This is a genomic window from Gemmata algarum (genome assembly GCF_034097035.1).
Lineage (GTDB): Bacteria > Planctomycetota > Planctomycetia > Gemmatales > Gemmataceae > Gemmata > Gemmata algarum.
Window position 1 is genome coordinate 1 of sequence record NZ_JAXBLV010000185.1, and the last position, 21655, is coordinate 21655.

Below are 21655 nucleotides of genomic sequence, written 5' to 3' on the forward strand. Positions count from 1 at the left end.
TAAACGCCGACCTCACGTAAGACGGTCATCGTGTCGCGGAACTTCAGGTCACCGATCAGGCACGGGTGCTTGTACTGCTCCGGCGAGCCGCCCGTTTGTGCCAGCCGCGCGCGATCCCAGGCCCCCCATGTGCCCGCGGGGACAACCGCGGCCCGGAGCGCCCCCAGCCGCCCGCTCTCGCGCTTCGCGGCGTACTCCACGTTCTCTACCCCGAGCCGCGCGTCCAGCGCCGCCAGGAACCGTTTCAGAAGCGAATCGTTCGCGGCGTCCGGCTCTTCGAGGAAGAGCGCGTAGTACGGCTGCCGGTCGTCCCACACCGGGGCGACCGAGTACGCGGTCACGGGGAACGGCACCTCCCGGGCGACCGCGTCGAACGCCTTCGTCACGTGGTACTCGCTCAGCTTCTCGCCGGTGAGGTTCGCGAACCGGTGGCCCTTACCGAGGAACTCGACTTCGGGCGTGCGCCCGTAAAACCCGGTGACGCGAACGAGGTCCGAAATGTGGTAGCGGTACAGGCCGTAGCTCGTGGTCGGCAGGATGAAGTAGCTCTTCCCCTCCTGAAGTTCGTGCGCGCCGAGCACCGTCGGCCGCGCGGACTCCATTTCGGCTTCCGGCACAAACTCGAAGTAGTGCGACCAGATGTCGAGCACGCCGCTCGCGGTGCCGCCGGACAGCGGGATCGTGAACCGGCCCTCGCTCGCGAGCAGCCCGAGGTCGTGAACCGGCGGGGTGCCGTAATACTGCGGCAACTGGCGCAGGTACGGCCCCATGCTGCCGCCGGTCCAGGTGTTGATGACCGTCCCGTCCGTGGGCCACACGTCCTGCGGGTACAGCCGACCCATCTTCGACGCGACCGCGGACAGCTCGCGCGCCCGGGGCGCGTCGCGGGACACCCGCGGCTCCAGGTACGCACGAACGTCGGCGGGGATGTCGAGGTCCGCGCGGAGCGTGCCGTTCTGAAGGTCGCGCAGCAGGTGCTCTTTTTCGGCGTCGAGGGTGCGGGCCAGTTGAACGAGCGTGCTCGGGTTGGCGGCCATCAGTTGCGACACGTTGCGGCCGACCGAGAACCGCAGCGCGACGTAGTAGCGCGCCCGGGCGTCCTTGATTTTGCCGGTCACATACGGCACCGCGTACATCCGCTTGATGATCCGCTTCTGTACCATCGCGGTGTAGCCGGAGAGGTTACCGCACGGAATGCCCGCCGGGGTGCGGAACTCTTCCGGGTCGCCCCCGAGCTGCACAATGGGCCGCATGGCGATCCGGCGCCCGCGGTTGTCGCGGTACATCTTCACGCCCCACATGTTCCAGCCGCGCCGGTACGCCGCCAGATAGGCGTCAGTCACCGGGATCAGCTTCCGGCTCGCGGTGGTGCCGCTCGTGAGGGCGAACATCAGTACCCGCTTATCGGCCAGCAGCGCGCGGGTGTCGCCGTTCTGCACTTTCTCGATGTAGGGGGCGACGTACTCGTAGGGCGCGACCGGCACGTTCGCCCGGAAGTCCGCGACGGCGCGCACCGTGCCGAACTTGTGGTCGCGGCCGAACTGCGTGTCCGCCTGCTTGCGGAGGATGCCGAGTAGCAGCGCGGTTTGAACCGCTTCGGGGTTCTGGCACGCGACCTCGAACTGGCGCAACTGCCGCCGCACCGGGTACGTCAGGAGCCGGCCGAGGCGGACGAGGAGAAAGCGTTTCAGGGACATAGCACACCCGCGCGCGACGAAACCCGCGGCGGGCCGCGGGTTTCTGACAGTTTCACCGAACCTTCGGGCGGCTCACGGGACGACCGAGAAGCTGGTCGCCGGGTCGCCGTTGAAGTTCACGTTGCACCACTTCCATTCGCCGCCCACGCGGTACAGGGTGAACTTCCACACCGCCGTGCCGCGCTCGTACTTGTCCAGGTAGATGAACCGGACCAGCCGCCGGCCCACCGCCTCCGTCCGCACCCACTCGGCATCGCCCTGTGACTTGCCGAGCAGCGCCGCGGCGTCGTCGCGGAGCTTGGCGAACGTCTTCTCGACCGGACCGCGCTCCGCAGAGATGACGTTCTTGCCGTCGGCCCAAACCACGTCGAACAGCCCGGACACGCCCCCCGCCTTCAGCGCGTCGAGCGCGGCGCCGGCGCTCCTCTTCGCGTCCGCGAAGTCGGCGTCCGCCGCGAGCGCCCGGAACTCCGCCTCGGAGCCGTCGCCCGACTGGAAGGTGAGGCACCGCCAGTCACCGCCTTCGGCGCGGTAAAAGGTGAACTGCCAGATGACCAGCCCGCGCTCCATCGGCTCGGCGTACACGTACCGCACCAGCGACCGGCCGGAGACGTCGGCGCGGAGCAACTCCGGGTCGCCGGCCGGCTTCCCGAGCGCCTGCACCTGCACGTTGCGGACGCGGAGAAAGTTGGCCGCCAGTTCGGCCCGTTTGTCGGCCGCCGGCGGGCTCCCGGTCTTCTCGTCGAAGACGAACTCGATGACACCGCTCATGCCCTCGGTCTTCAGCCGCTTCAGCACGGTCTGCACGTGCCGGTCGGCGGTGTCCCGGGGGGCGGGCGGAACGGCGGGCTCCACCGCGGCGGCCGGCAGTGCGGCGATGACGAGGGTCACGAGACAGGTACGCATGAGCGGCTCCGGGGGAAACGAGCGCCGCCTTATTCCCCCCGTCTCTCCCAACGTCAAGCCGACCTACCCCACCGCCTCCAGGGCTTTTTTCGCCAAGTGGCGGTCGAAGAACTCGGTCACCGTGCGGTTGTACTCGTCGGTCGCGACGTGCAAAGCCTGGTTGTGCTTCGCGTTGGGAACCAGCCACAGCTTCTTCCGGCCGGTCGCGCGGGCGAACAGCGTTTGGGCCATTTCCGGCTTGATGTACGTGTCCCCGGCGCCGTGGATCATCAGCAGCGGGCGGAACAGTTTCGCCGCGGCCTTCTCCACGCTCGGGTACGTCACCCCGCGGTTGCGCGCCACCTTCTTCACGCCCACGGTGCCGATCGCGCCGTAGAACCAGTTCGGCAACACCTTCTGGATGCGGCGGTTCCCGCTGTAGATCTGAATCCAGCGCTGCATGTACGGCACCAGCGTTGTGTGTGTGCCGTACATGCCGTCGGTGACGACGCATTTCACCCAGGGGTCCGCAGCGGCAACGATCAGCCCCGTGCTACCGCCCTTACTGATCCCGAAGATGCCGATCCCGTTGAGCGGCGCGTCCGGGCGTGACTTCAGGTATGCGACCGCCGCCCGCATGTCCGACACGTCGCGGTCCGTGACCCACTGGAGCGGCTCGTAGTTCGGGTCGCGTTCGCTCTCGCCCTGGTTGCGGGTCTCCACCGCGAACACGTCGTAGCCGGAGGCGATCAGCGCCTGACAGTACTGGCGACACGCCCACCGGTTCGAGCCGAATTCCAAACCGAACAGCACCACGCCTTTACGCTCGGGCGCAGTGGTCGGGATGTAGCACCCGCGGAGCGCCAGCCCGTCGGCCGCGGCGAGGGTGACCTCGCTCGCCAGCGGGTCCGGCTCGCCGCGAGGCACCACGAACAGCGGCTTTTCCTGGAAGATGCGGGTCAGGAACCCCATGTACCGCCAGCGCACGTACAGGTACACGACGGACAGGAACAACCCGGCCGCGATCGGCGGGACTGCGACGAGTATCGAGACGACGATCGTCAGCCAGAAAACCACCCTGGACCTCCCGGGTCGGAATAAAGCGCGACCAGTACCGCCCGCCGACGGTCCGACGGGTCAACCTCCTGTCACCGGCTTCTGGTTACAATCACGAAATTCTTATCATCTGAGCACCGCCCCGGCCATTCACAGGGCCGCGGGGTCACCCCCGGAACGCGCTCGCGACCAGCGCGATGTTCTGCCCGCCGAACCCGAAGCTGTTCGACAGCACGTGATCGAACCGCACCTCGCGCGCGGTCTTGGGCACGTAGTCGAGGTCGCACACCGGATCGGGCGTCTCCAGATTGATCGTCGGGGGGATCACACCTTTCTGAAGCGCCATTACCGAAATCACCAGTTCGGCCACCCCCGCCGCAGCGATTAAGTGGCCCAACATGCTTTTGCTGCTCGACACCGGCAGCTTGTAGGCGTAGTCGCCGAACACCGCCTTGATGGCGGCCGTCTCCGCGGAGTCGTTCGCCTGCGTGCTGGTGCCGTGCGCGTTGATGTACCCGATGTCGGTGGGGTTCAGCCCGGCGTCCGCGAGCGCCTCCCGCATACAGCGGATCGCCCCGCGCCCTTCCGGGTGCGGGTCCGTCATCCGGAAGGCGTCGGCCGTCGAGCCGTACCCGGTCAACTCGGCCAGGATGTTCGCCCCGCGCTTCTTCGCGTGCTCCAGGTCCTCCAGCACGACCAGACCGGCCCCCTCGCCGATGACGAACCCGTCGCGGGTCAGGTCGAACGGGCGGCTGGCGGTCTGGGGGCTGTCGTTGCGCTGCGAGAGGGCCGTCAGCCGGTTGAACCCGGTGATCCCCAGCGGCATGATCATGCTGTGCGAGCCGCCGGCGAGCATCACGTCCGCCTCGCCGGTGCGGATCATCTCGGCGGCCTCGCCGATGGCCTGCGAGCTGGCCGCGCACGCCGTCTGGCACGACGCGAACGGCCCCTCCAGCACGAACGTGTCGGCGAGGTAGCCGGACGGGCCGTACATCTCCTGCTCGGCCTCTTGCGGGCCGCTGAGGCGCCGGTACAGCAGCCCGACGGCCTCGCGGATGTTGCACGCCCGCTCGCCCGGCGCGGTGGCCTTCGCGGTGCTGGTGGTGAGGGCCTCGAAGTCCTCTTTCCCCTCGCCGGAGCCGAGGTACACGCCCATCCGCGACCGGTCGCCCTTGGCCTCGATCAACCCGGCGTCGGCGAGGGCCTGCTTGGCCGCGGCCAGCGCGAACTTCGTGTTCACGCCGCAGTTCTCGAACCGGCTCGCGTTCGGGAGGTACTTCGCGAGGTCGAACCCCTGCACCTCGGAGGCGAAGGTGGTCGGGAACGTGCGCGCGTCGAAGTGCTTGATCGGGCCGACGGCGGTGCGGCCCGCGGCGGAGTTGGCGAACAGTTCCGCCGGGCTGTGCCCCAGCGGGGTGATGACGCCCATGCCGGTGATGACGACCCGCTTACGCATCTCTCCGCCTCTCACCAATGAAGAGCGTTTGACGGGGACAAGAAAGGCAAAGGACGGGCTCCGGCCTTGCTTGCGATCCCGTTCACTCCCGTCAAAATCACGTACCGCCTTCGCCGCCTACGAGTCCCACCGCTTCACCACCGCGGCGGCGCACTGGCCGAGGTCGGTGTACGTGACCTTTACGACGTACGGCTTGGTCACCGGCCGGGGCGCGCCGGCGTGGACGCTAACGGGACACGCCGGGTCGGGGTTCTCGTGGTTCAGCGTTCCGGGCAACAGGCCGTTCTTGAACGCCAGCACGCTGCACGCCAGTTCCATGAGCCCGGACGCGGCCCCGAGGTTGCCGAACCGGCTCAGCGGCGCGAAAACCGGCACATCCCGCCCGAACACTTCGGCGATGCCGCGGGCCTCGAAGGCGTCGCCCGCCGTCGTGCCGGTGCCGTGGGCGTTGACGTGGTCCACGTCCTTCGGCCCGATGCCGGCCGCGTTCAGCGCGTTCCGGATGACGCGGGCCAGCCCCGGCCCCTTCTTGCCGCGGTCCACGCCCGCCGCCCACCCGACCAGTTCGCCGATGATGTTCGCCTTCCGGCCCTTGGCGTGCTCGAGCTCCTCGAGCGCGAACACCGCCGCCCCTTCGCCGTACACCGAGCCGTCGCGGGTGAGGTCGAACGGCCGCACCGCGTGCGCCGGGTCGTCGTTCCGTTTCGAGAGTTGGAGGAACAGGTTGTAGCGGCTCAGCGTGATCGGGTTGATGCGCCCCTCGCTGCTGCCCACGACCATCACGTCGGCCGCGTTGCGGCGGATGATGCGGGCCGCTTCCGCGAGGGCGACGAGGCCGGAGGTGTCGCCGGGGATCTGCGTGTTGCTCGGCCCCTGGATGTCGTAGAGGATGGTCGTGTGACACGCCGGCATGTTCGGCAGGTACTTGAGCATCCACAGCGGCGTGATCTCGTTCAGCCCCGCCGAGCCCCAGACCCCGTAGTCCAGCGTCTCCCCGTCGGGCGACGAGATCCGGCTGGCAGCGGCCATGTCGTTCAGCTCGGTGGCGCCCATGAGCGACGCGAACTCGATCCCGATCCGGTGGGCCGGGACGGTCCCCTTCGCGATCCCGGCGTTGGCCAGCCCGAGCTGCGACCCGATCACCCCCAACTCGACGGTGCGCGCCATCGCGTTGAGCGACCGGCGGTAGCTCTTGTCGATCATCGCCTTCGCGGAGAAGTTCGGCACCTCGCCCGCGATGTGGCACGGCAGCTCGGACGCGTCCAGGAGGGAAATCGTGCGGACCCCGCACACGCCCGCGACCAGGGCGTCCCAGAACGCTTCGGGCGTCGAACCGATCGGACTGAGCACGCCGAACCCGGTCAGCACGGTGCGGCGGGGGGTACTTGCCATGTCGGCCACTCGCGCTGAACTCCGCGGACCCGGTCCGCTCCGCGCGGGTACCGGTTATTTCAAGTGGTAGTGTATGCGGCCGTCGAACTTGCGTCCGATTCGCTTGCACTCTCTGGTTTTGCGTTCCGGAAGGAGCGGTAAAGCGGGTAATCTGGGTTATTACGCCCGGCGGAAATAAGAGAAGCCCCGGGCGGGGCTTCAGACCGCTTCACGCTCCGTAGTACCACTACCCGCCGGCGGCCGGCGGTTTACTCACCGCGGCGGCCATCCGCAACAGGTGTGTCAGCTCGCCGTTGAACACGAACTTGGTGTCGGGCAGCCCGGGCGGGAGCTGGCTCGGGTTCGCGTGCGCGAACAGGATTTCGCCTTCCACCACCAAATCCGAACCGCTGCGGGCGGTCGCCGCGACCCGCGCGCCGGTGTCGTTGAGGTCGATCAGCGTGGTCGTGTAGGTCAATTGTTCGCCCGCGAGGGCGTCGCGGTGGAACTTCACGTTGGACATCTTCGCGAGCACGACGTTCTCGCGGTACTGCCGGGCCTCGCCGACGAGGATGCCGCCGGTTTGAGCGAGCCCTTCGAGGATGAGGGGCGCCGGCATCACCGGGAAGCCCGGGAAGTGGTCCGCGAAGTGGTCCTCGGCGAGGCTGAGGTTCTTCACCGCGGTCGCCGACTTGCCGGACTCGAACGCCACGAACCGGTCGATCCACGTCCAGCGCATAAACAAGCTCTCAGCACCCCGCGGCGTACCGGGTCAGAGGAACGGGCCACGGGGCGCCTGCTCCTCTGACCCGGTACGCCGGCGGCTCACTTCTTCCCGACCTTGGATTCCAGGTACCGAACGATCAGCTCCACGGTGAACAGGTCCTCGACCTTGTCCAGGCGCGGGTCCTTTTTGAACTCGGCGAGGTCCGCGTAGGGCATCTGCTTTTCGAGTTCGGCCAGCCCCACCGCGGTGACCTTCCCGCCGGAGACGAACGCCGCGTCGCCCTGGAAGATCGACTCGGGGAAGAGCTCCTCGCGCGGGATCTTCACGTCGAACTGCTTCTCGAGCCTGAACACGATGTCCAGGAAGTCGATGGACTCGGCCCCCAGGTCGCCCTTGAGCCGGGCGGTCGGGGTGACCTGATCGTCATCGACGCTCAGGGCCTCAATCAGGGTCTTGCGGACCTTGTCGAAAATGTCTTCGCGCGTCATCTGAGTGTTCTCCAACCGGCTTGGGGCTCAGCCGGACACCGCCCCGAGGCTGAGACCGCCGTCCACGGTAATCACCTGTCCGGTGACGTACGCCGCGGCCGGGCCGCAAAGGAAGAGGACCACGTTGGCGATGTCGTCCGGTGTCCCGAGCCGCCGCACCGGAATGATCTTTTTGAGGTTGTCTTCGCCCGCCAGGTTCCGCACCGCCTGGCTCATGTCCGTCGCGATGAACCCGGGGGCCACCGCGTTCACCAGCACGTTGCGGGCGGCCAGTTCCGCGGCCAGCACGCGGGTGAAGCTGTTGACCGCGCCCTTGCTCGCCGCGTAGTTGGCCTGGCCCTTGTTCACGTGCTCGGCGGCGATGCTGGACACGTTCACGATCCGCCCGGACCGCTGCTTGAACGCCATCTGCTGGGCGACGGCCTTGCAGAACGCGAACGTCCCGGTCAGGTTCGTGTTGATGACCGCGTTCCAGTCGTCCGCTTCCATTTTCAGGAAGAGCTTGTCCCGGATGACGCCGGCGTTGTTCACCAGAATATCGAGCCGCCCGTGTTCCGCCAGAACGCCGTCCACAACGGTCTGTGCGGCGGCCGGATCGGCCACGTCGGCCCGAACGCCCTTCGCGGTGCCGCCCGCGGCGGCCACCTCTTGCACCAGGGCGTCGGCCGCGTCGGCGTTGCTGTGGTACACGAAGGTCACTTTCGCGCCTTCGCGTGCGAGCGCCAGCACGATCCCGCGCCCGATCCCGCGGCTCCCGCCCGTTACCAGTGCGATTTGGTCCTTCAGCAGCATTCGTGCGTCCTGTCTATCGTTCCCGGTCCGCTTGTTTCTTTGCGAGGCAGAGGCGGCGCGGAAAACGCCCACCGAAACCGTCAGCCCCGCAGCCCGCCGGTGAGCAACGCCCACCGCGATTTCCAGTGCTCGATCAGCTTCGCGTCCGCTGCGGGTCCGGCCGGGCCGCGGCCGGCAAGCGAGTACCCGTGGAGCACGAAGTTCGCCTTCACCGTCGCCTCGCGTGCGTCGTTCGTGCCCTCGGCCTTAAACGTAGCGGTGCCGGCGGTGTCGTCCGTTTTGGTCAGCTCAACGGTCACGTCCAAGCGGTGACCGGGGAGCATAAACGTCCCATACTTTACGAGCTTCAGCTCCCGCAGCACGATCACCGGGTGCTTGTAGTCCGTGGTGGCACGCCACAGCCACGCGGCGGCTTCGACGCACGACTGGAGCATCAGCACGCCGGGCATGACCGGGAACTGCGGGAAGTGATCCTTGAGGTACTCCTCGCCCAGCGCCAGGAACTTCGCGGCGGCGAGCGACTTGCCCGGTTCGCAGCGGTCGATTCGGTCGATCAGGTGGAACCGCATCCGCGGCGCTCTCCGTCCCGCGCATTGTAAACAAGTAGAAAGTATATCGACGGTGCCAAATACGGACAACCCGGACCACCGGCACGTCGGCACACCCACTCGGACCCGGCCGCTAGTGCTATCGGCAACGGCGCGGCCTCGCATCCGGGGGAGATGCGTCATGCCACGTCAGGACCCCGCGAGCGACGCCGGTCGCACGGGCTAGAGGGGTTTTGACGGGTGCGGCGTCAGGAACACGCCGCAGGGCTTGTCGCGCGCCGGGCAGCGGCGTAGAAACTCTCTTTCTTAACGAAACACGAACCTCACGTTACCAATTCAGATTTCAGGAGCGAGCTATGGGGCGGCGACGCGGAACCGGGCGGCGTAAGGTAGGGCGGAAGAAGCGTCGGATGCGTTCCCGGATCCGGCACCGCAAGTAAGCGCACCTCGACGCGCACAGAGTTCACACCTGTGCGCCGTCCGCAGCACGCCGCGCGCCGTCTCCCGCTCTCGTCTGGTAATTCTCTGCCGCTGTGCTAAACCTCCGGCTCGCGGGACCGCCGTCCCGCCGGTGAGGGAGGTTTGTTGCACATGTTTCGTCGCGCGTTCCGGCCCGGTTCCGCGTCCGCTCTCGCACTCCTCGCCGGGGTGCTGGTGGGGTGTCAAACCGAAACCGGTTCGCTCCGGAAAGCTCCGTCGCCGGTCCGGTCCGGGCTGGGCACTAACGACCTCGTTGACGTTCGCGGCCAAATCGACGCCGACGAACTCGGAGGGAACGAGGCCGCGTACGCGCGGGCCGAGTCGCTGAAACAGAAGCCGACGCCCGAACAGGTCGCCCGGCGGCGGTCGGTGCTGTGCCTCTCCGGGGGTGGCTCCTACGGCGCGTACTCCGCCGGCGTGCTCGTCGGCTGGACCGCGAGCGGCGACCGCCCCGGTACCAACGGCCGCCCCAACTTCGATGTCGTCACCGGCATCAGCACGGGCGCGCTGATCGCCCCGCTCGCCTTCCTCGGCCCCGAATACGACCCGCAGATCCAGCGGTTCTACACCACCATCGAAAAGAAGGACGTTTACACGCTCCGCCCGGTGCGAGGGCTGTTCAGCCTCGCGCTGGCCGACAACGGGCCGCTCGCGGAGCTGGTTGAAAAGGTGCTCACACCGGACATCGTGTGCCGGATCGCCGCGGAGCACCGCAAGGGCCGCCGCCTATACATCGGCACCACGGAACTCGAGAGCAAGCGGTTCGTGTTCTGGGACATCGGCGAGATCGCCAACCGCGGGACCGCCGGCGACCGCCTGCTGATTAAGAAGGTGCTGCTCGGGTCGTCCGCGATCCCGGGGTTCTTCCCACCGTCGAAGATCCCCGTGACCGTGGACGGCAAGACCTACGTCGAGGAGCACGGGGACGGCGGCACCACGGTGTCGATCTTCTTCCGCCCGCCGTTCGTCCCGCCCGAACAGCGCACGAAACAAGGCCCCGACCTCGTGGGCGTGGACCTGTACATGATCGTCGCGGGCAAGCTGTTCGCGGACGCGACCCCGCTGAAGCAGCGGTCGCTCACGATCGCGGCCAGCAGCGTCTCGTCGGTGATCTACGCCCAGACCCGGGGCGACCTCCAGCGCATGTACCTCATGGCGCTCGTCACGGGCATGAACTACCACCTCGCGGCCATCCCGGGCGACTTCCCGGCGCCGACGTCGAGCACCGCGTTCGAGCGCGGGCCGATGACCGAGATGTTCAACGAGGGGTACCGGCTCGCCGCGGCGAAAGAGGCGTGGCGCTCGACCCCGCCGTGCCTCGGCCCCGGCGAGAGCCTGCTGGGCCGGTACGGGACCGACCTGACCTACCAGCGGCGCGGGCCGGGGCTGGTCTTCATCAACGACCAGCCGACGACGTTCCCGCCGGGGCTCGCGCCGGGGCTGATGCCGGTCCCGGCCCTCCCGGGCCGGACGGACAAGTGACCCGCGCTCCGCGCTCGCCGCGCGACTTAGACTTGTCGGTGCGCGGCGCGCGCCGTTACTATGGGATGTTCGCGCCGGGCGGAGTGCCGGCGGACTACAACCCGACGGTGACCATGCCGCCGAAGATCACGAAAGCTGCGCCCGCGCCGGCGGCCCCCATGACGTTCGATCCGACGAACCCGTTCATCGTGCAGTCGGACCGGTCCGTGCTGGTGGAGGTGGACAACCCCAAGTACACGGAGGCGCGCGACGCCATCGCGCCGTTCGCGGAGCTCGAAAAGAGTCCCGAGCACATCCACACGTACCGCATCTCGAACCTGTCGCTCTGGAACGCCGCCGCCGCGGGGTTCAGCGCGGACGAGGTGGTCGGCGTACTTCAGAAGTACACCAAGTTCCCGATCCCGCAGAACATCCCCACCGACATCGCGGAAACGGTGTCGCGGTACGGCCGCGTCAAGCTCGAGCGCATCGACGCCGAGCACCTCAAGCTCGTGTGCCCCGACAAACCGCTCCTGGCGGAACTGGCCCGCAACAAGAAGGTCAAAGAGTTCCTCGGCGACAAGATCGACGACACGACGTATGGGGTCTCCCCGGCGTTCCGCGGCGTGTTGAAACAGGCGCTCATCACGGTGGGCTACCCCGCGGAGGACATTGCGGGGTACACCGAAGGCGCGATGCTGCCGATGGAGCTGCGCGAGACCGCGGCGAGCGGCGTCCCGTTCCGGGTGCGCGACTACCAGCGTGAGGCCGCCGACGTGTTCCACGCGGGCGGCGACGTGCGCGGCGGCAGCGGGGTGATCGTGCTCCCGTGCGGCGCCGGGAAAACGGTCGTCGGCATCGCCTCCATGTGCCTGCTCCAGAAGAACACGCTGGTGCTCACCACCAGCATCACCGCGGTGAAGCAGTGGCGCCGCGAGATCATCGACAAGACCACGCTGACCGAAGACGAGGTGAAGGAGTACACCGGCGAAACGAAGGACATCGGGCCGGTGACGGTGGCGACGTACCAGATCATCACCTACCGCCCGGACAAGACCGAGGCGTTCCCGCACTTCGGGCTGTTCGAGCAGCGGGACTGGGGCCTCATCGTGTACGACGAGGTCCACCTGCTCCCGGCCCCGGTGTTCCGCGTCACGGCGCAGATCCAGGCCCGGCGCCGGCTCGGGCTCACGGCCACCCTCATCCGCGAGGACGGCCGCGAGGGGGACGTGTTCTCGCTCATCGGCCCGAAAAAGTACGACGTGCCGTGGCGCGAGCTGGAAACGAAGGGCTGGATCGCGTCCGCCAGTTGCAGCGAGATCCGCGTCGCGCTGCCGACCGACTCCACCCGCATGGAGTACGCGGTCGCCGACCACCGGGCCAAGTACCGCATCGCCAGCGAGAACGTCGCCAAGGACGAGGTCGTGGCCGAGCTGCTGAAGCGGTACCACGACCAGCGGGTGATCGTGATCGGGCAGTACCTCTCGCAACTGAAGCGGCTGAGCGAGCGGTTCGAGATCCCGATGATTACGGGCAGCACCGGCAACGCCGAGCGCGAGGACCTGTACGGCAAGTTCCGCCGCGGCGAGGTGCGGCACCTGGTGCTGAGCAAGGTCGGGAACTTCGCGATCGACCTGCCGGACGCGAACGTGCTGATCCAGGTGAGCGGCACCTTCGGCTCGCGCCAGGAAGAAGCGCAGCGGCTCGGGCGCATCCTGCGCCCCAAGAGCAGCGGCGACGGCGACGCGCACTTCTTCACGCTGGTGACGCGCGACACCCGCGAGCTCGACTTCGCCCACCACCGCCAGATGTTCCTGACGGAGCAGGGCTACAGCTACGAGATCCTCGACGAGCGCGACGTGATCCCGCCGAAATCTGCTGCGGAGTAGCTCGTGGATCGCGTTGCCGAGTTTCTGGAAAGCGAGTTCCCGAACGCTGAAGAACGAGCGCTGTTACTCGGGATCGCTTCGGCTCCAACCGATCGAACCGCGAAGCTCGTTTACGCCGACTGGCTCGAAGACCGCTCAGACGCACGGAGCGAATACGTTCGCTTGCTGGTACAGCGCGGGCAGAAAAAGCTCACGGCTCGTATGACGGAACTCCAGGCCGTGTGTTCGGGACCGTGGCTATCGATGTTGGGCGAGTTGCATCGGTGGTTCAATGTGATCAAGAGTGAAGTTGAGCAGCGTGAGGAAGAGATTAGGCGCGGGTGGCGCCCCGTCGCGCTTGCGACATGCGACCACGGGATGTGGGACTTCCACTATACCGGTAACTTGTGGCTCGATTGGGACCCAGGTGGCTTGAGGCCGGTACTCGATTTCCTGTGTGATCCGAAGGTGGCGCCGGTACTCCGTCGTATGTCGTTCAGCGCTTACGAAGATCACCCGGCGACGAACGGGACTCTTGCCGTCTCGCTGTGGCCCCTCGTCACAGGCGGCATCTTGTTTCCGTACCTCGAATCGCTGCAAATTGAGCAAAGTCAAAACACCATCTTGTCTGACCGCGTCGGTGCATACGAAGAGGGCGGACAGGCCGCCGGACTTTTGGCCGCGTGCCCGCGCCTGCTATCGCTAGCTGCGCCGTCCGCACCGAACGCTGACTTCTTAGTCGGGGGCACGCACCCTCTTGAGCAGTTGGACGTTCACGCGGGTTACAACACGCAACGGTTCATTCCGAACCTCGCAGCCTCAAAACGGTTTCCGCAGTTACGACGGCTTGTCTACAAGGATTTCTGTTGTGAGTACATGAGCCCGGAACCGCAGATGTTTACGCCCCTCAACGAATGGAAGGCGTTCTTTCGCTCACCCACTTGTGCGGCGATTGCAGAGATCAAATTGGATGGGGTAGTGCTCAGCCAATCGCAAGTGCGCGAGTTGCTCGATATTCGCTCTTCGGGTGTAACCATCACACGTAGCCCGTTAGCTCCGTAGTTTCATGAAAAGCTGATAATGAACAACCCGACCGCTCGCCTGCCCGCCAAGCTGCACCGCCGCGTGTGCCTCGTCCTCACCGAAGACGCGGTGCTGGCCGAGGAACTGCTCGCGCGGAAGAAGCTCTCCGCCGAGGTCGCCGGGCGGCTCTCCGAAAAGGTGCTGCTCATCCGCCCCGGGCGGCTCGATTCGGTGCTCGAAGAGCTGCGCAAGATGGGACACACCCCGCAAGTGGTCGGGAAATAAGCCGCCTTCGCCATACAACATTTCGATGCCCCAGACCTCCGTCATCGACTGGTCCGAACGCTGCCGCGACGCCCTTCTGGGGTATAGCGAGGCCCTTTTGCGCGCGGTGGGCGACAAGCTCGTCCGCCCGCGGTCCAAGCTGCCCGTCGAAGAGCTGATCGAAAAATCCGTCGCGATGGTCACCAACGCGCCGGTCATCGACCGGCGCATCAAGGAGCAGCCCCCGGCCGCGCGCAAGGTGCTCGCGTTCATGGGGCTGAGCCGTCAGCCGCGGTGGAAGGTCGGGCATCTGCTCACGCTCCTCGCCGCCCTCGACCACAACGACGGGTTCACACCGGTTCAGGCCCTGCTCGAAACGGCGTTGCTATTCCCCGAGCGTGGCGCGGACGAGCCACCCGTCGAGGACTTCGCGGCGTGGTTCGGGCTGGCGGGCACGCACAACGCTGTCGTGTTCGCGCACCCGGGCGTCGCGCTCCGCGCCCGGGCCGAAAACCTGGAACTTCCGGACCTCACGAACCCGGACGACGAAGTCGGTACCCCGCGCCAGGCCGACGGCCTCGAATGGCCGTTGCGCCTTGCGGCGGCGTGGCAGCAGGTTCAAAACGAGCCGGTGCGGCTCACGCAGGGCCACACCCTCTTCAAGCGCGACCTGCTGCGGCTCCAGGGGGACGCGGTGCTGGCCGCGCCGCCGGTCGATCAGATCGCGCCCGTCGCCGACGCCGGGGTGCTGGCCCTGCTGTGGGCGCGTGCAGTCGAACTGCTCGCCGAGCGCGGGGGGGCGCTCGAGGCCGACCCGTTCCCGGCGACCTGGGAGGGGCCGCTGCTCCCTCTGCTCGGGCAACTGATGCGCGCCCTCCCGCTCGTGGAGCCGTGGGACCCGCTGACCGGCTACGCGCCGACCGAGAACGGGCTCTCGCCGACGCCGACCGCCGGCCTCCTCAGCCTGCTCCTGGCGCGCGATTTCGTTCACCCGGACGCGATCGCAGAGTGGCTGTGGTCGCACCACCCGTCGTGGGCCGGTGTGCTCCCGGCCGAAGCGGCGAGCGACAAGGGAGCGGCGTGGGTCCGCGGTTACCTGCTTGGCGTCGCGTATTCGCTGGGAATTGTGGAAGTGTCGGGCGAACTCGTCCGGCTCTCCGCCCTCGGCCGGCACCTGCTGTTCGGCGACCCGGAACCGCCGGCTCCGCCCACCTTCCCGCAAACGCTAATGGTCCAGCCGAACGCGGAGATCCTCGCGTACCGGCAGGGGCTGACGCCGGCGCTGGTCGCGTCGCTCACGCGGTTCGCGGCGTGGAAGGGGATCGGCCCCGCCTGCACGCTCGAACTCACACCGGAGCAGACCTACCGCGGTCTGGAATCGGGGCTCACGCTGCCGATGATCGTGCAGACCCTCAACCGCCACGGCACGCGCCCCGTGCCCGCGGGCGTTGCGGACCTGCTCCAGCGGTGGGCCAGCAAGCGCGAGCGGATCACCGCGTTCGCTTCGGCGGTGCTGGTCGAGTTTCAGACGCCCGCGGAACTGGACATCGCGGTGGCCCGCGGGGTGGTCGTGCTGCGGCTCACCGATCGCATCGGGATGACCGCCGACGGGCGCGAGCCGTCGCTCTCGAACCTGCGCCTCATCGGCAACCGCGACTACGAATCCAAGCCACAGCGGTGCCTCGCGCCGGCGGACGACGGCGTCACGCTCACCGTTGACGGCCCGCAAGCGGACCTGCTGCTCGAAGCGGAACTCAAGCAGTTCGCGGAGCCGCTGCCGATCGAGCAGAACGGGGTGCAGCGGTTCCGGCTCACGCCGGCGTCGCTGCGAAAGGCCGTTGAGGGCGGGCGCACGCTCGCGGAACTGGATGCGTGGTTCTTGGAACGGAGCGGCTCTCCGCTCTCCGCCGCAGGCCGGTTGCTGCTGCTCGGGTCGCAACTCTCACAACCGCGGGCGGAACGCCTGTTGGTGGTGAAGTTGCCGACAGTTGAAATCGCCGACGGGCTAGTGCAGTGGCCCGGAACCCGCTCGCTGGTAGCCGAGCGCCTCGGCCCGCTGGCGGTGAGCGTAGCCGAAGACCAACTCGCTGCATTCCGCGAGGCACTCAAAGAGATCGGCGTGCGTGTGGACGGCGTCAGCTAGCACGTTACGCAGCCAGGCCGTTCGCCACGACGTACTCGGCGATGGTCAGCGCGAGGCTCTTGCCGATGCCCGGAACGCGCTCGAGGGCCGGCACGCCGCCGCTGGCGACGATCTCTGTCACGTCGCCGTGAAGGCCCATGACCGCGATGGCCGCCGACCGGAACGCGCGGACGCGGTACAGGTTGCTGCCGGACCGGGCGAGGTCGTTCGCGTGCTTCCGCAGGCGCTGAGCAATCACTTCGTTCGTGGGGTTCATTTCGCGTCCTCCTTTCAGTAAACCATACTCAGAGGGAACGCCTGTACACAAGGTCCGTTGCACAAAATTACAGTATCGCGAACTGAAGTTTCGGGCGCCGACGGGGCGCGGTAGGATGCTCGGCAGTTTGGGGTATCTCCGTTAAGGAGGGCGACGCGTGGCCGGGTTCCGCACGCACATCACGGTGTCCGGGGGGCTGGGCATCGCTTACGGCGGGTTCGCCGTTCAGCCGCTCGGGTTCAGCACGGAAGTGGGCATCCTGGCGGCGGGGGTGACCGCGGTCGGCGGGATGCTCCCGGACCTCGACAGCGACTCCGGGGTGCCCGTGCGCGAAATGTTCGGACTGCTGGCCGCGGTCGTGCCGATGCTCTTCATCCGCCGCATGATGCACGCGGGGATGCCGCTCGAAAGCATCTGCGCCACGCTGCTGTTCGCGTACCTGTTCATCCGGTATTTCGTCGCGAACGTGTTCAAACAGTTCACGGTCCACCGCGGGATGTACCACAGCATCCCGGCCATGCTCATCGCGGGGCTGTGCGTGTACTTGGCTTACCCCGACCGTGGGGTGCGGTTCATCCTCGGCGTGGGGGTGATGGTCGGGTTCCTGTCGCACCTGGTCCTGGACGAGATTTATTCGGTGGACTGGCGTGGCATCAAACCGAAGCTCAAGGCGTCGGCCGGCAGCGCGCTGAAGCTGGCGTCCCCGTCCGTACCCGCGACGATGGTGTGCTACCTGATCCTCGGCGGGCTGATGTACCTCGCGTACCTCGACTTCAAGAAGAACGTCGCGCAGTAAGCAGTTTGCCCCGCCTGCGTGAACAGGCGGGGCAACCGTGGCCCGTCGAATGCCGCTGCCAGCAGCCCCGACCTGTTAGTGACGGAACAGGAACTCGCGGGTGTTGATGAGCGCCCACACGAGGTCTTCCCACGCCTTGCGCTTGTCCTCGCGCTTGGCCACGTGCTCCAGCGCGATCTTCCGCTCGTCGTCGAACGGCGCCCGCCCTAGGGCCGCAAAGTAAAGGCTCGTCAGGATTTCGCCGTCCGGCTTCTTGTCGGCGATCAACTTACCGAGCCGGTTGCTCGGGTTGCGGACCTTCTCGTTCACCGTCGGGCCGTTGATGAGCTGAAGGGCCTGGGCCAAGTTCCCGTCGCTCTCGCGCTCGCACTCGCACGCCAGCTCGCGGGCCGGCTGGCCGAACGCCTTCAGGAACGGGTGGTTCACCTCGCCGTCGGGCAGTTGCACCGCCCGCGTCCCGGCCGGCAGCCCCGCGAACTTCTCGGGCACCCCGGTGAAGTCGCAGATCGCATCGAGCAGCTGCTCCGCCGTGAGCAGCTTCGTGACCGCGTGCGAGAAGTACTTGCCGTCGTCGCGGTTCGAGTCGTTCGGCTGCGCCGAGAGCTGGTACGTGCGCGACTTCATGATGGTCTTCACCAGCCGCTTCATGTCGAACTTGTTCTTGGCGAAGTCCTTCGCGAGCGCGTCGAGCAGTTCGTCGTTGCACGAGGGGTTCGACTCGCGGAAGTCGTCCACGGGGTCCACGATGCCCTTGCCCATCAGGTGGAACCACACGCGGTTCACCACCGACTTCGAGAAGAAGGCGTTGTCGGCCGAGGTGAGCCACCGCGCCAGCACCGCTCGGCGGTCCTCGCCGGCCTTCACGTCGGCGTCGCCGGTGCCGATGTACCGGGGCTTCATCGCCCGCCCCGAGCGCGGCTGGCTGACCTCGCCGTCGCGGGCGCTAAAAACCACCTCGGCGCCGGGCGCCCCGCCCGCCGGTCGGGTGCCGACGACCGGCTCCGGCTTGGTCCTCACCCGGGCGAACCACGCGGCCATGCCGTAGTAATCGTCCTGGCTCCACCGCTCGAACGGGTGGTTGTGGCACTTCGCGCACTGCATCCGCACCCCGAGGAACAGTTGCGCGGTGGTCTCGGCCAGTGCGGTGGGGTCCTTGGCGATGCGGTAGTAGTTCGCGGGCGGGTTCGCGTAGGAGTTCCCGTTGGCGGTGATGATCTCCTGCACGATCTTGTCGAGCGGGGTGTTCTTCTGGAAGTGCCCGCGGAGCCACGCCTGGAACCCGTAGCTGCCCTTCACCTGGATCGTCTTGCGGCTGGAGCGCAGCACGTCGGCCCACTTGAGCGCCCAGAAGTCCGCGAACTCGTCGGTGTCCACGAGGGCGTCGATCAGCCGCTCGCGCTTCTGGGCACCTTTATCGGCCAGGAACGTCTTCGCCTCGTCCGCGGTCGGCATGCGGCCGACGCAGTCGAGGTACGCGCGGCGGACGAACTCGTGGTCCTCGGCCAGATCGGACGGGGCGATGCTCATCTGCTTGAGCTTGGCGAACGTGTGGGTGTCCACGAAGTTCGTTTCGGGCGGGTTCGGCCACACGAACCCCTCGCGCGGCTCGAGGTACGTGATCCGCACCGCGACCAGCTCTTCGAGGTACCGGGCCAGGATCGCCACCTCGCCGGACCGCTTGAACTCCACGAGGCCGGTCGGGGTGACGTCGGCGATGGAGGGGTCGCTGCTGCTGAAGTTGGTGAGCCGGGTCACGTCGCGCGTGGAGTCGTCGGCGAACGTGACGGCCACACCCAGTTGCTGCCACTTGCCCGGGGCCTTCAGGAGCCGCGCCGGCGGAGTGACTTCGACCTTCTTGACCGGCGGCAGGGCGGGGGCGTCGTCCTTCAGCCCCTCGGCGAGCCACGCGCTCACCACCTCGCCGGGCACGCTGGTAAGGCCGAACCGCTGGCCGCCCTCGTGCGGCACCGCGCCCACGCCTTTTAGGAGGAGCAGGCTCTGCTCGGGGCTGTGCTTGCCGGTGCGGCGGCCGAACTGGTCGCGCGTGAGTTGCAGGTAGTCCGCGGCCGGGTCGAACCCGCGGAGCGACAGCTTGAACCCGTTCTTGCCGCTCGGGGTGCCGTGGCACGCGCCCATGTTGCACCCGCCGACGTTCATCGCGGCGATCACGTCGCGCCGGAAGCTCACCGGGGCGGGGCGGTCCATCCCCGTGACGGTGACGGGCACGCGAACGACCGTGCCGTTGGCGTTCACGACCACGGTCGCGGTGCCGTTCTTGATGGGGCGCAGGTAGGCCCCTTCCTGGAGGTCAACGACCCCGGCGGGTTCGACCGTCACCTCCGCGAGCGCGGTAAGGTCGCGCACGGACCCGTCGGCGTACTTACCGCCGACGACGAGTTGCCGCGCGTCACGCACCCCGCTGAGCGAAACGCTCCCGGGAGACACCGTGACGCCATCGGGCCGGCCAATGGTCGCTTTGCGCTCGCCGGGGTCGGCAGGCGGCGCCGCGAGGGCCGCACCGGGGGCCAGCGCGAGGAGGGCGGTAACGAGTCCGCGTGCGCAAGCGGATACGGAGAGATACGTTCGTGTGACGGAGGGTCGCATCGGCGTGTTCCTCGCTGGGAGTGCGAGCCGGGGCGGGGCGCCCGGTGTCGGGTGGGTTCGCGTGGAAAGGCAGCGCCTTCGGTTGGTGAGATGGATTAGTTTAAACCGGCCGTGGCCGCAGAGCGAGAGGAAAAAGCGCGAAGCTTCAAGGGTCCTAAGGGCGGCCCGTTCGCGCCCCGCGGAAACTCTCTGTTACCGCGCAGTTACATCGCCGCCGCGGGCGCGATCGTCTCAATTTTGGCGACCCCATAAGAATCGAACAGTCACGCGAGTTCTACACAGAAGTGACGGCGCGGGCCGGAATCGTCTCCTACATTCGGGGTGGTGCCCGTGGCCCGACCGCCCCCGTTCCGGCCGACACGATGTCGCCGGTCGCCGAACCGACAGGACCCCGCCGCCGGCGCGGAGCGCTTAATGCCCATCTCAACCGCCCAAACGCTCGTCGACCGTATCGCTTACTTCGACGCGGTTTGCGCGGCCGGCGTGCTCGCCCCGAACCAGCTCACGCGTGCCGCGATGGTCCCGGGCCGGACGGCGGCCGAGTTCGCGGCCGGGCTGGTCGCCGCGGGGCTGCTCACGCGGTTCCAGGCCGACCGCCTGCTCACGGGGCGCACCGACGGGTTCGTGTTCGGCCCTTATGTGATCCTCGAACCGATCGGCCGCGGGTCGATGAGCCGGGTGTACAAGGCCCGGCACCGCACCATGAACCGCGCGGTCGCGATCAAAGTCCTGTCGGCCGAGCTGACCCGCACTGCGGAGGACCGGCAGCGGTTCCAGGTCCAGGCGCGCTCCGCGGGGCGGCTGTCGCACCCCAACGTCGTTACCGCACTCGACGCGAACGAACTGGCCGACCGGTTTTACCTCGTTCTGGAGTTTGTGGACGGCCCGAACCTGGAGGCGCTGGTCGCCCAGCGCGGGCCGCGCCCCGTGGACGAGGCGTGCGAACTCGTGCGCCAAATCGCCCACGGGCTCCGGCACGCTCACGAGCGCGGGTCCGCGCACGGGCACTTGGCCCCCGACAACGTGCTGATCTCCCGTCCCACGGCGCTCGGGCCGCCGGCGGTCAAGGTCACGGGCTTCGGGCTCCCGCCGCTGGGAGCCGGCCCGTCCGCGTATCACGCGCCCGAAACCGTGACCGCTCCGCACACGGCCGATCCGGCGTCCGACCTGTATTCGCTCGGGGGCGTGTTCTACTTCCTGCTGACGGGTCGCGCCCCGTCCGCCGGGGGCACGAACGTGTTGGGGCGGCCCCCGACGCCCGTCACCGCCTTGCGGCCCGATGTGCCGCCGGCGGTGGCCGCGGTCGTTCACCGGCTGATGGCACCGCACCCGTCGGCCCGCTTCGCGTCGGCGGCGGAACTGCTGGCCCAACTCGACGCCGCCTGCGTGCCGGCGGCGCTGCCGGCGGACGGGGTGAACTTCGACCTACCGCCGGAAGCGGCATACGCACCGGGTAGCGGCTACCTGACCGGGCGCCACCGGCCCCCAACTGATTCCGGGGAGCTGTCCTCGGGCACGTTCGCGCTGGCGGAGGCCATGCGCGAGCCGTCGCCGTGGGCACAGCTCACCGAGCCGACCGCCGCCGACGCGACCGCGGCCGACCCCAACGACACTCCGATCCTGTCACCGTACCGAGCACCGCGCCTGCGGCCCCGCCCCTTCGTGCCGATGTGGGTAGTAGGCGCGGCGCTGTTCTCGCTCGTCGCCCTCGTCGCTGTGGGCAAGCTCCTGGTGAAGTGA

18 protein-coding genes are annotated in these 21655 nt (G+C 67.9%); 7 read left to right on the forward strand and 11 right to left on the reverse strand.

The annotated features are described in order from the left end of the window. The 9 genes from R5W23_RS17215 to R5W23_RS17255 form a co-directional block, all read right to left on the reverse strand. The coding region (locus R5W23_RS17215) for a GH3 auxin-responsive promoter family protein (protein WP_320687360.1) at positions 1-1697 on the reverse strand (1697 nt) is incomplete at its 3' end. Between the two features lie 72 nt (positions 1698-1769). Continuing rightward, on the reverse strand, positions 1770-2603 hold the full coding sequence (locus R5W23_RS17220; RefSeq protein WP_320687361.1) for a hypothetical protein: 834 nt from the start codon (positions 2601-2603) through the stop codon (positions 1770-1772). A 63-nt stretch (positions 2604-2666) separates the two neighbouring features. After that, positions 2667-3659, reverse strand: coding sequence for an alpha/beta hydrolase (locus R5W23_RS17225; RefSeq protein WP_320687362.1), 993 nt, complete (start codon positions 3657-3659; stop codon positions 2667-2669). Between the two features lie 145 nt (positions 3660-3804). Beyond that, on the reverse strand, positions 3805-5094 hold the full coding sequence (locus R5W23_RS17230; protein WP_320687363.1) for a beta-ketoacyl-[acyl-carrier-protein] synthase family protein: 1290 nt from the start codon (positions 5092-5094) through the stop codon (positions 3805-3807). A gap of 117 nt (positions 5095-5211) precedes the next feature. Next, positions 5212-6486 (reverse strand): beta-ketoacyl-[acyl-carrier-protein] synthase family protein, encoded by a 1275-nt coding sequence (locus R5W23_RS17235; protein WP_261188547.1) that lies wholly within the window; start codon positions 6484-6486, stop codon positions 5212-5214. A gap of 226 nt (positions 6487-6712) precedes the next feature. Further along, positions 6713-7204 (reverse strand): 3-hydroxyacyl-ACP dehydratase FabZ family protein, encoded by a 492-nt coding sequence (locus R5W23_RS17240; protein ID WP_320687364.1) that lies wholly within the window; start codon positions 7202-7204, stop codon positions 6713-6715. 86 nt (positions 7205-7290) lie between these two features. Beyond that, positions 7291-7680, reverse strand: a complete 390-nt coding sequence (locus R5W23_RS17245) for an acyl carrier protein (protein ID WP_010041541.1) — start codon at positions 7678-7680, stop codon at positions 7291-7293. Positions 7681-7707: 27 nt separating this feature from the next. Further along, positions 7708-8472 carry a 3-oxoacyl-ACP reductase family protein gene (locus R5W23_RS17250; protein WP_320687365.1) on the reverse strand — a complete coding sequence of 255 codons (765 nt, stop codon included), beginning with the start codon at positions 8470-8472 and terminating at the stop codon, positions 7708-7710. Between the two features lie 80 nt (positions 8473-8552). Continuing rightward, positions 8553-9041, reverse strand: coding sequence for a 3-hydroxyacyl-ACP dehydratase FabZ family protein (locus R5W23_RS17255; RefSeq protein ID WP_261188544.1), 489 nt, complete (start codon positions 9039-9041; stop codon positions 8553-8555). Between the two features lie 570 nt (positions 9042-9611). Between R5W23_RS17255 and R5W23_RS17260 the strand changes: the two genes are divergently transcribed. The 5 genes from R5W23_RS17260 to R5W23_RS17280 all read left to right on the forward strand — a co-directional run bounded on the left by R5W23_RS17260 (position 9612) and on the right by R5W23_RS17280 (position 16259). Then, the gene (locus R5W23_RS17260) at positions 9612-10982 is read left to right on the forward strand and encodes a patatin-like phospholipase family protein (protein WP_320687366.1); all 1371 of its coding nucleotides are present in this window, start codon (positions 9612-9614) and stop codon (positions 10980-10982) included. A gap of 158 nt (positions 10983-11140) precedes the next feature. Then, positions 11141-12850, forward strand: a complete 1710-nt coding sequence (locus R5W23_RS17265) for a DNA repair helicase XPB (RefSeq protein WP_407936141.1) — start codon at positions 11141-11143, stop codon at positions 12848-12850. Between the two features lie 3 nt (positions 12851-12853). After that, positions 12854-13891 (forward strand): TIGR02996 domain-containing protein, encoded by a 1038-nt coding sequence (locus R5W23_RS17270; RefSeq protein ID WP_320687368.1) that lies wholly within the window; start codon positions 12854-12856, stop codon positions 13889-13891. An 18-nt stretch (positions 13892-13909) separates the two neighbouring features. Continuing rightward, a complete protein-coding gene (locus R5W23_RS17275; RefSeq protein ID WP_261188540.1) occupies positions 13910-14137 on the forward strand; it encodes a hypothetical protein in 228 nt (75 codons plus the stop codon). A 25-nt stretch (positions 14138-14162) separates the two neighbouring features. Then, the gene (locus R5W23_RS17280; RefSeq protein WP_320687369.1) at positions 14163-16259 is read left to right on the forward strand and encodes a hypothetical protein; all 2097 of its coding nucleotides are present in this window, start codon (positions 14163-14165) and stop codon (positions 16257-16259) included. A 4-nt stretch (positions 16260-16263) separates the two neighbouring features. Here R5W23_RS17280 and R5W23_RS17285 read toward each other — a convergent pair whose 3' ends face one another. Then, positions 16264-16515, reverse strand: coding sequence for a helix-hairpin-helix domain-containing protein (locus tag R5W23_RS17285; RefSeq protein ID WP_010041556.1), 252 nt, complete (start codon positions 16513-16515; stop codon positions 16264-16266). A 157-nt stretch (positions 16516-16672) separates the two neighbouring features. Between R5W23_RS17285 and R5W23_RS17290 the strand changes: the two genes are divergently transcribed. Further along, entirely contained in the window at positions 16673-17311 is a 639-nt protein-coding gene (locus tag R5W23_RS17290) for a metal-dependent hydrolase (protein ID WP_261188538.1), read from the forward strand. Between the two features lie 75 nt (positions 17312-17386). On the opposite strand, the gene R5W23_RS17295 is transcribed toward R5W23_RS17290, so the two are convergent. Continuing rightward, a complete protein-coding gene (locus R5W23_RS17295) occupies positions 17387-19915 on the reverse strand; it encodes a DUF1553 domain-containing protein (RefSeq protein ID WP_320687370.1) in 2529 nt (842 codons plus the stop codon). Between the two features lie 414 nt (positions 19916-20329). Here R5W23_RS17295 and R5W23_RS17300 point away from each other — a divergent pair, with 414 nt between their 5' ends. Continuing rightward, the gene (locus R5W23_RS17300; protein WP_320687371.1) at positions 20330-21655 is read left to right on the forward strand and encodes a serine/threonine-protein kinase; all 1326 of its coding nucleotides are present in this window, start codon (positions 20330-20332) and stop codon (positions 21653-21655) included.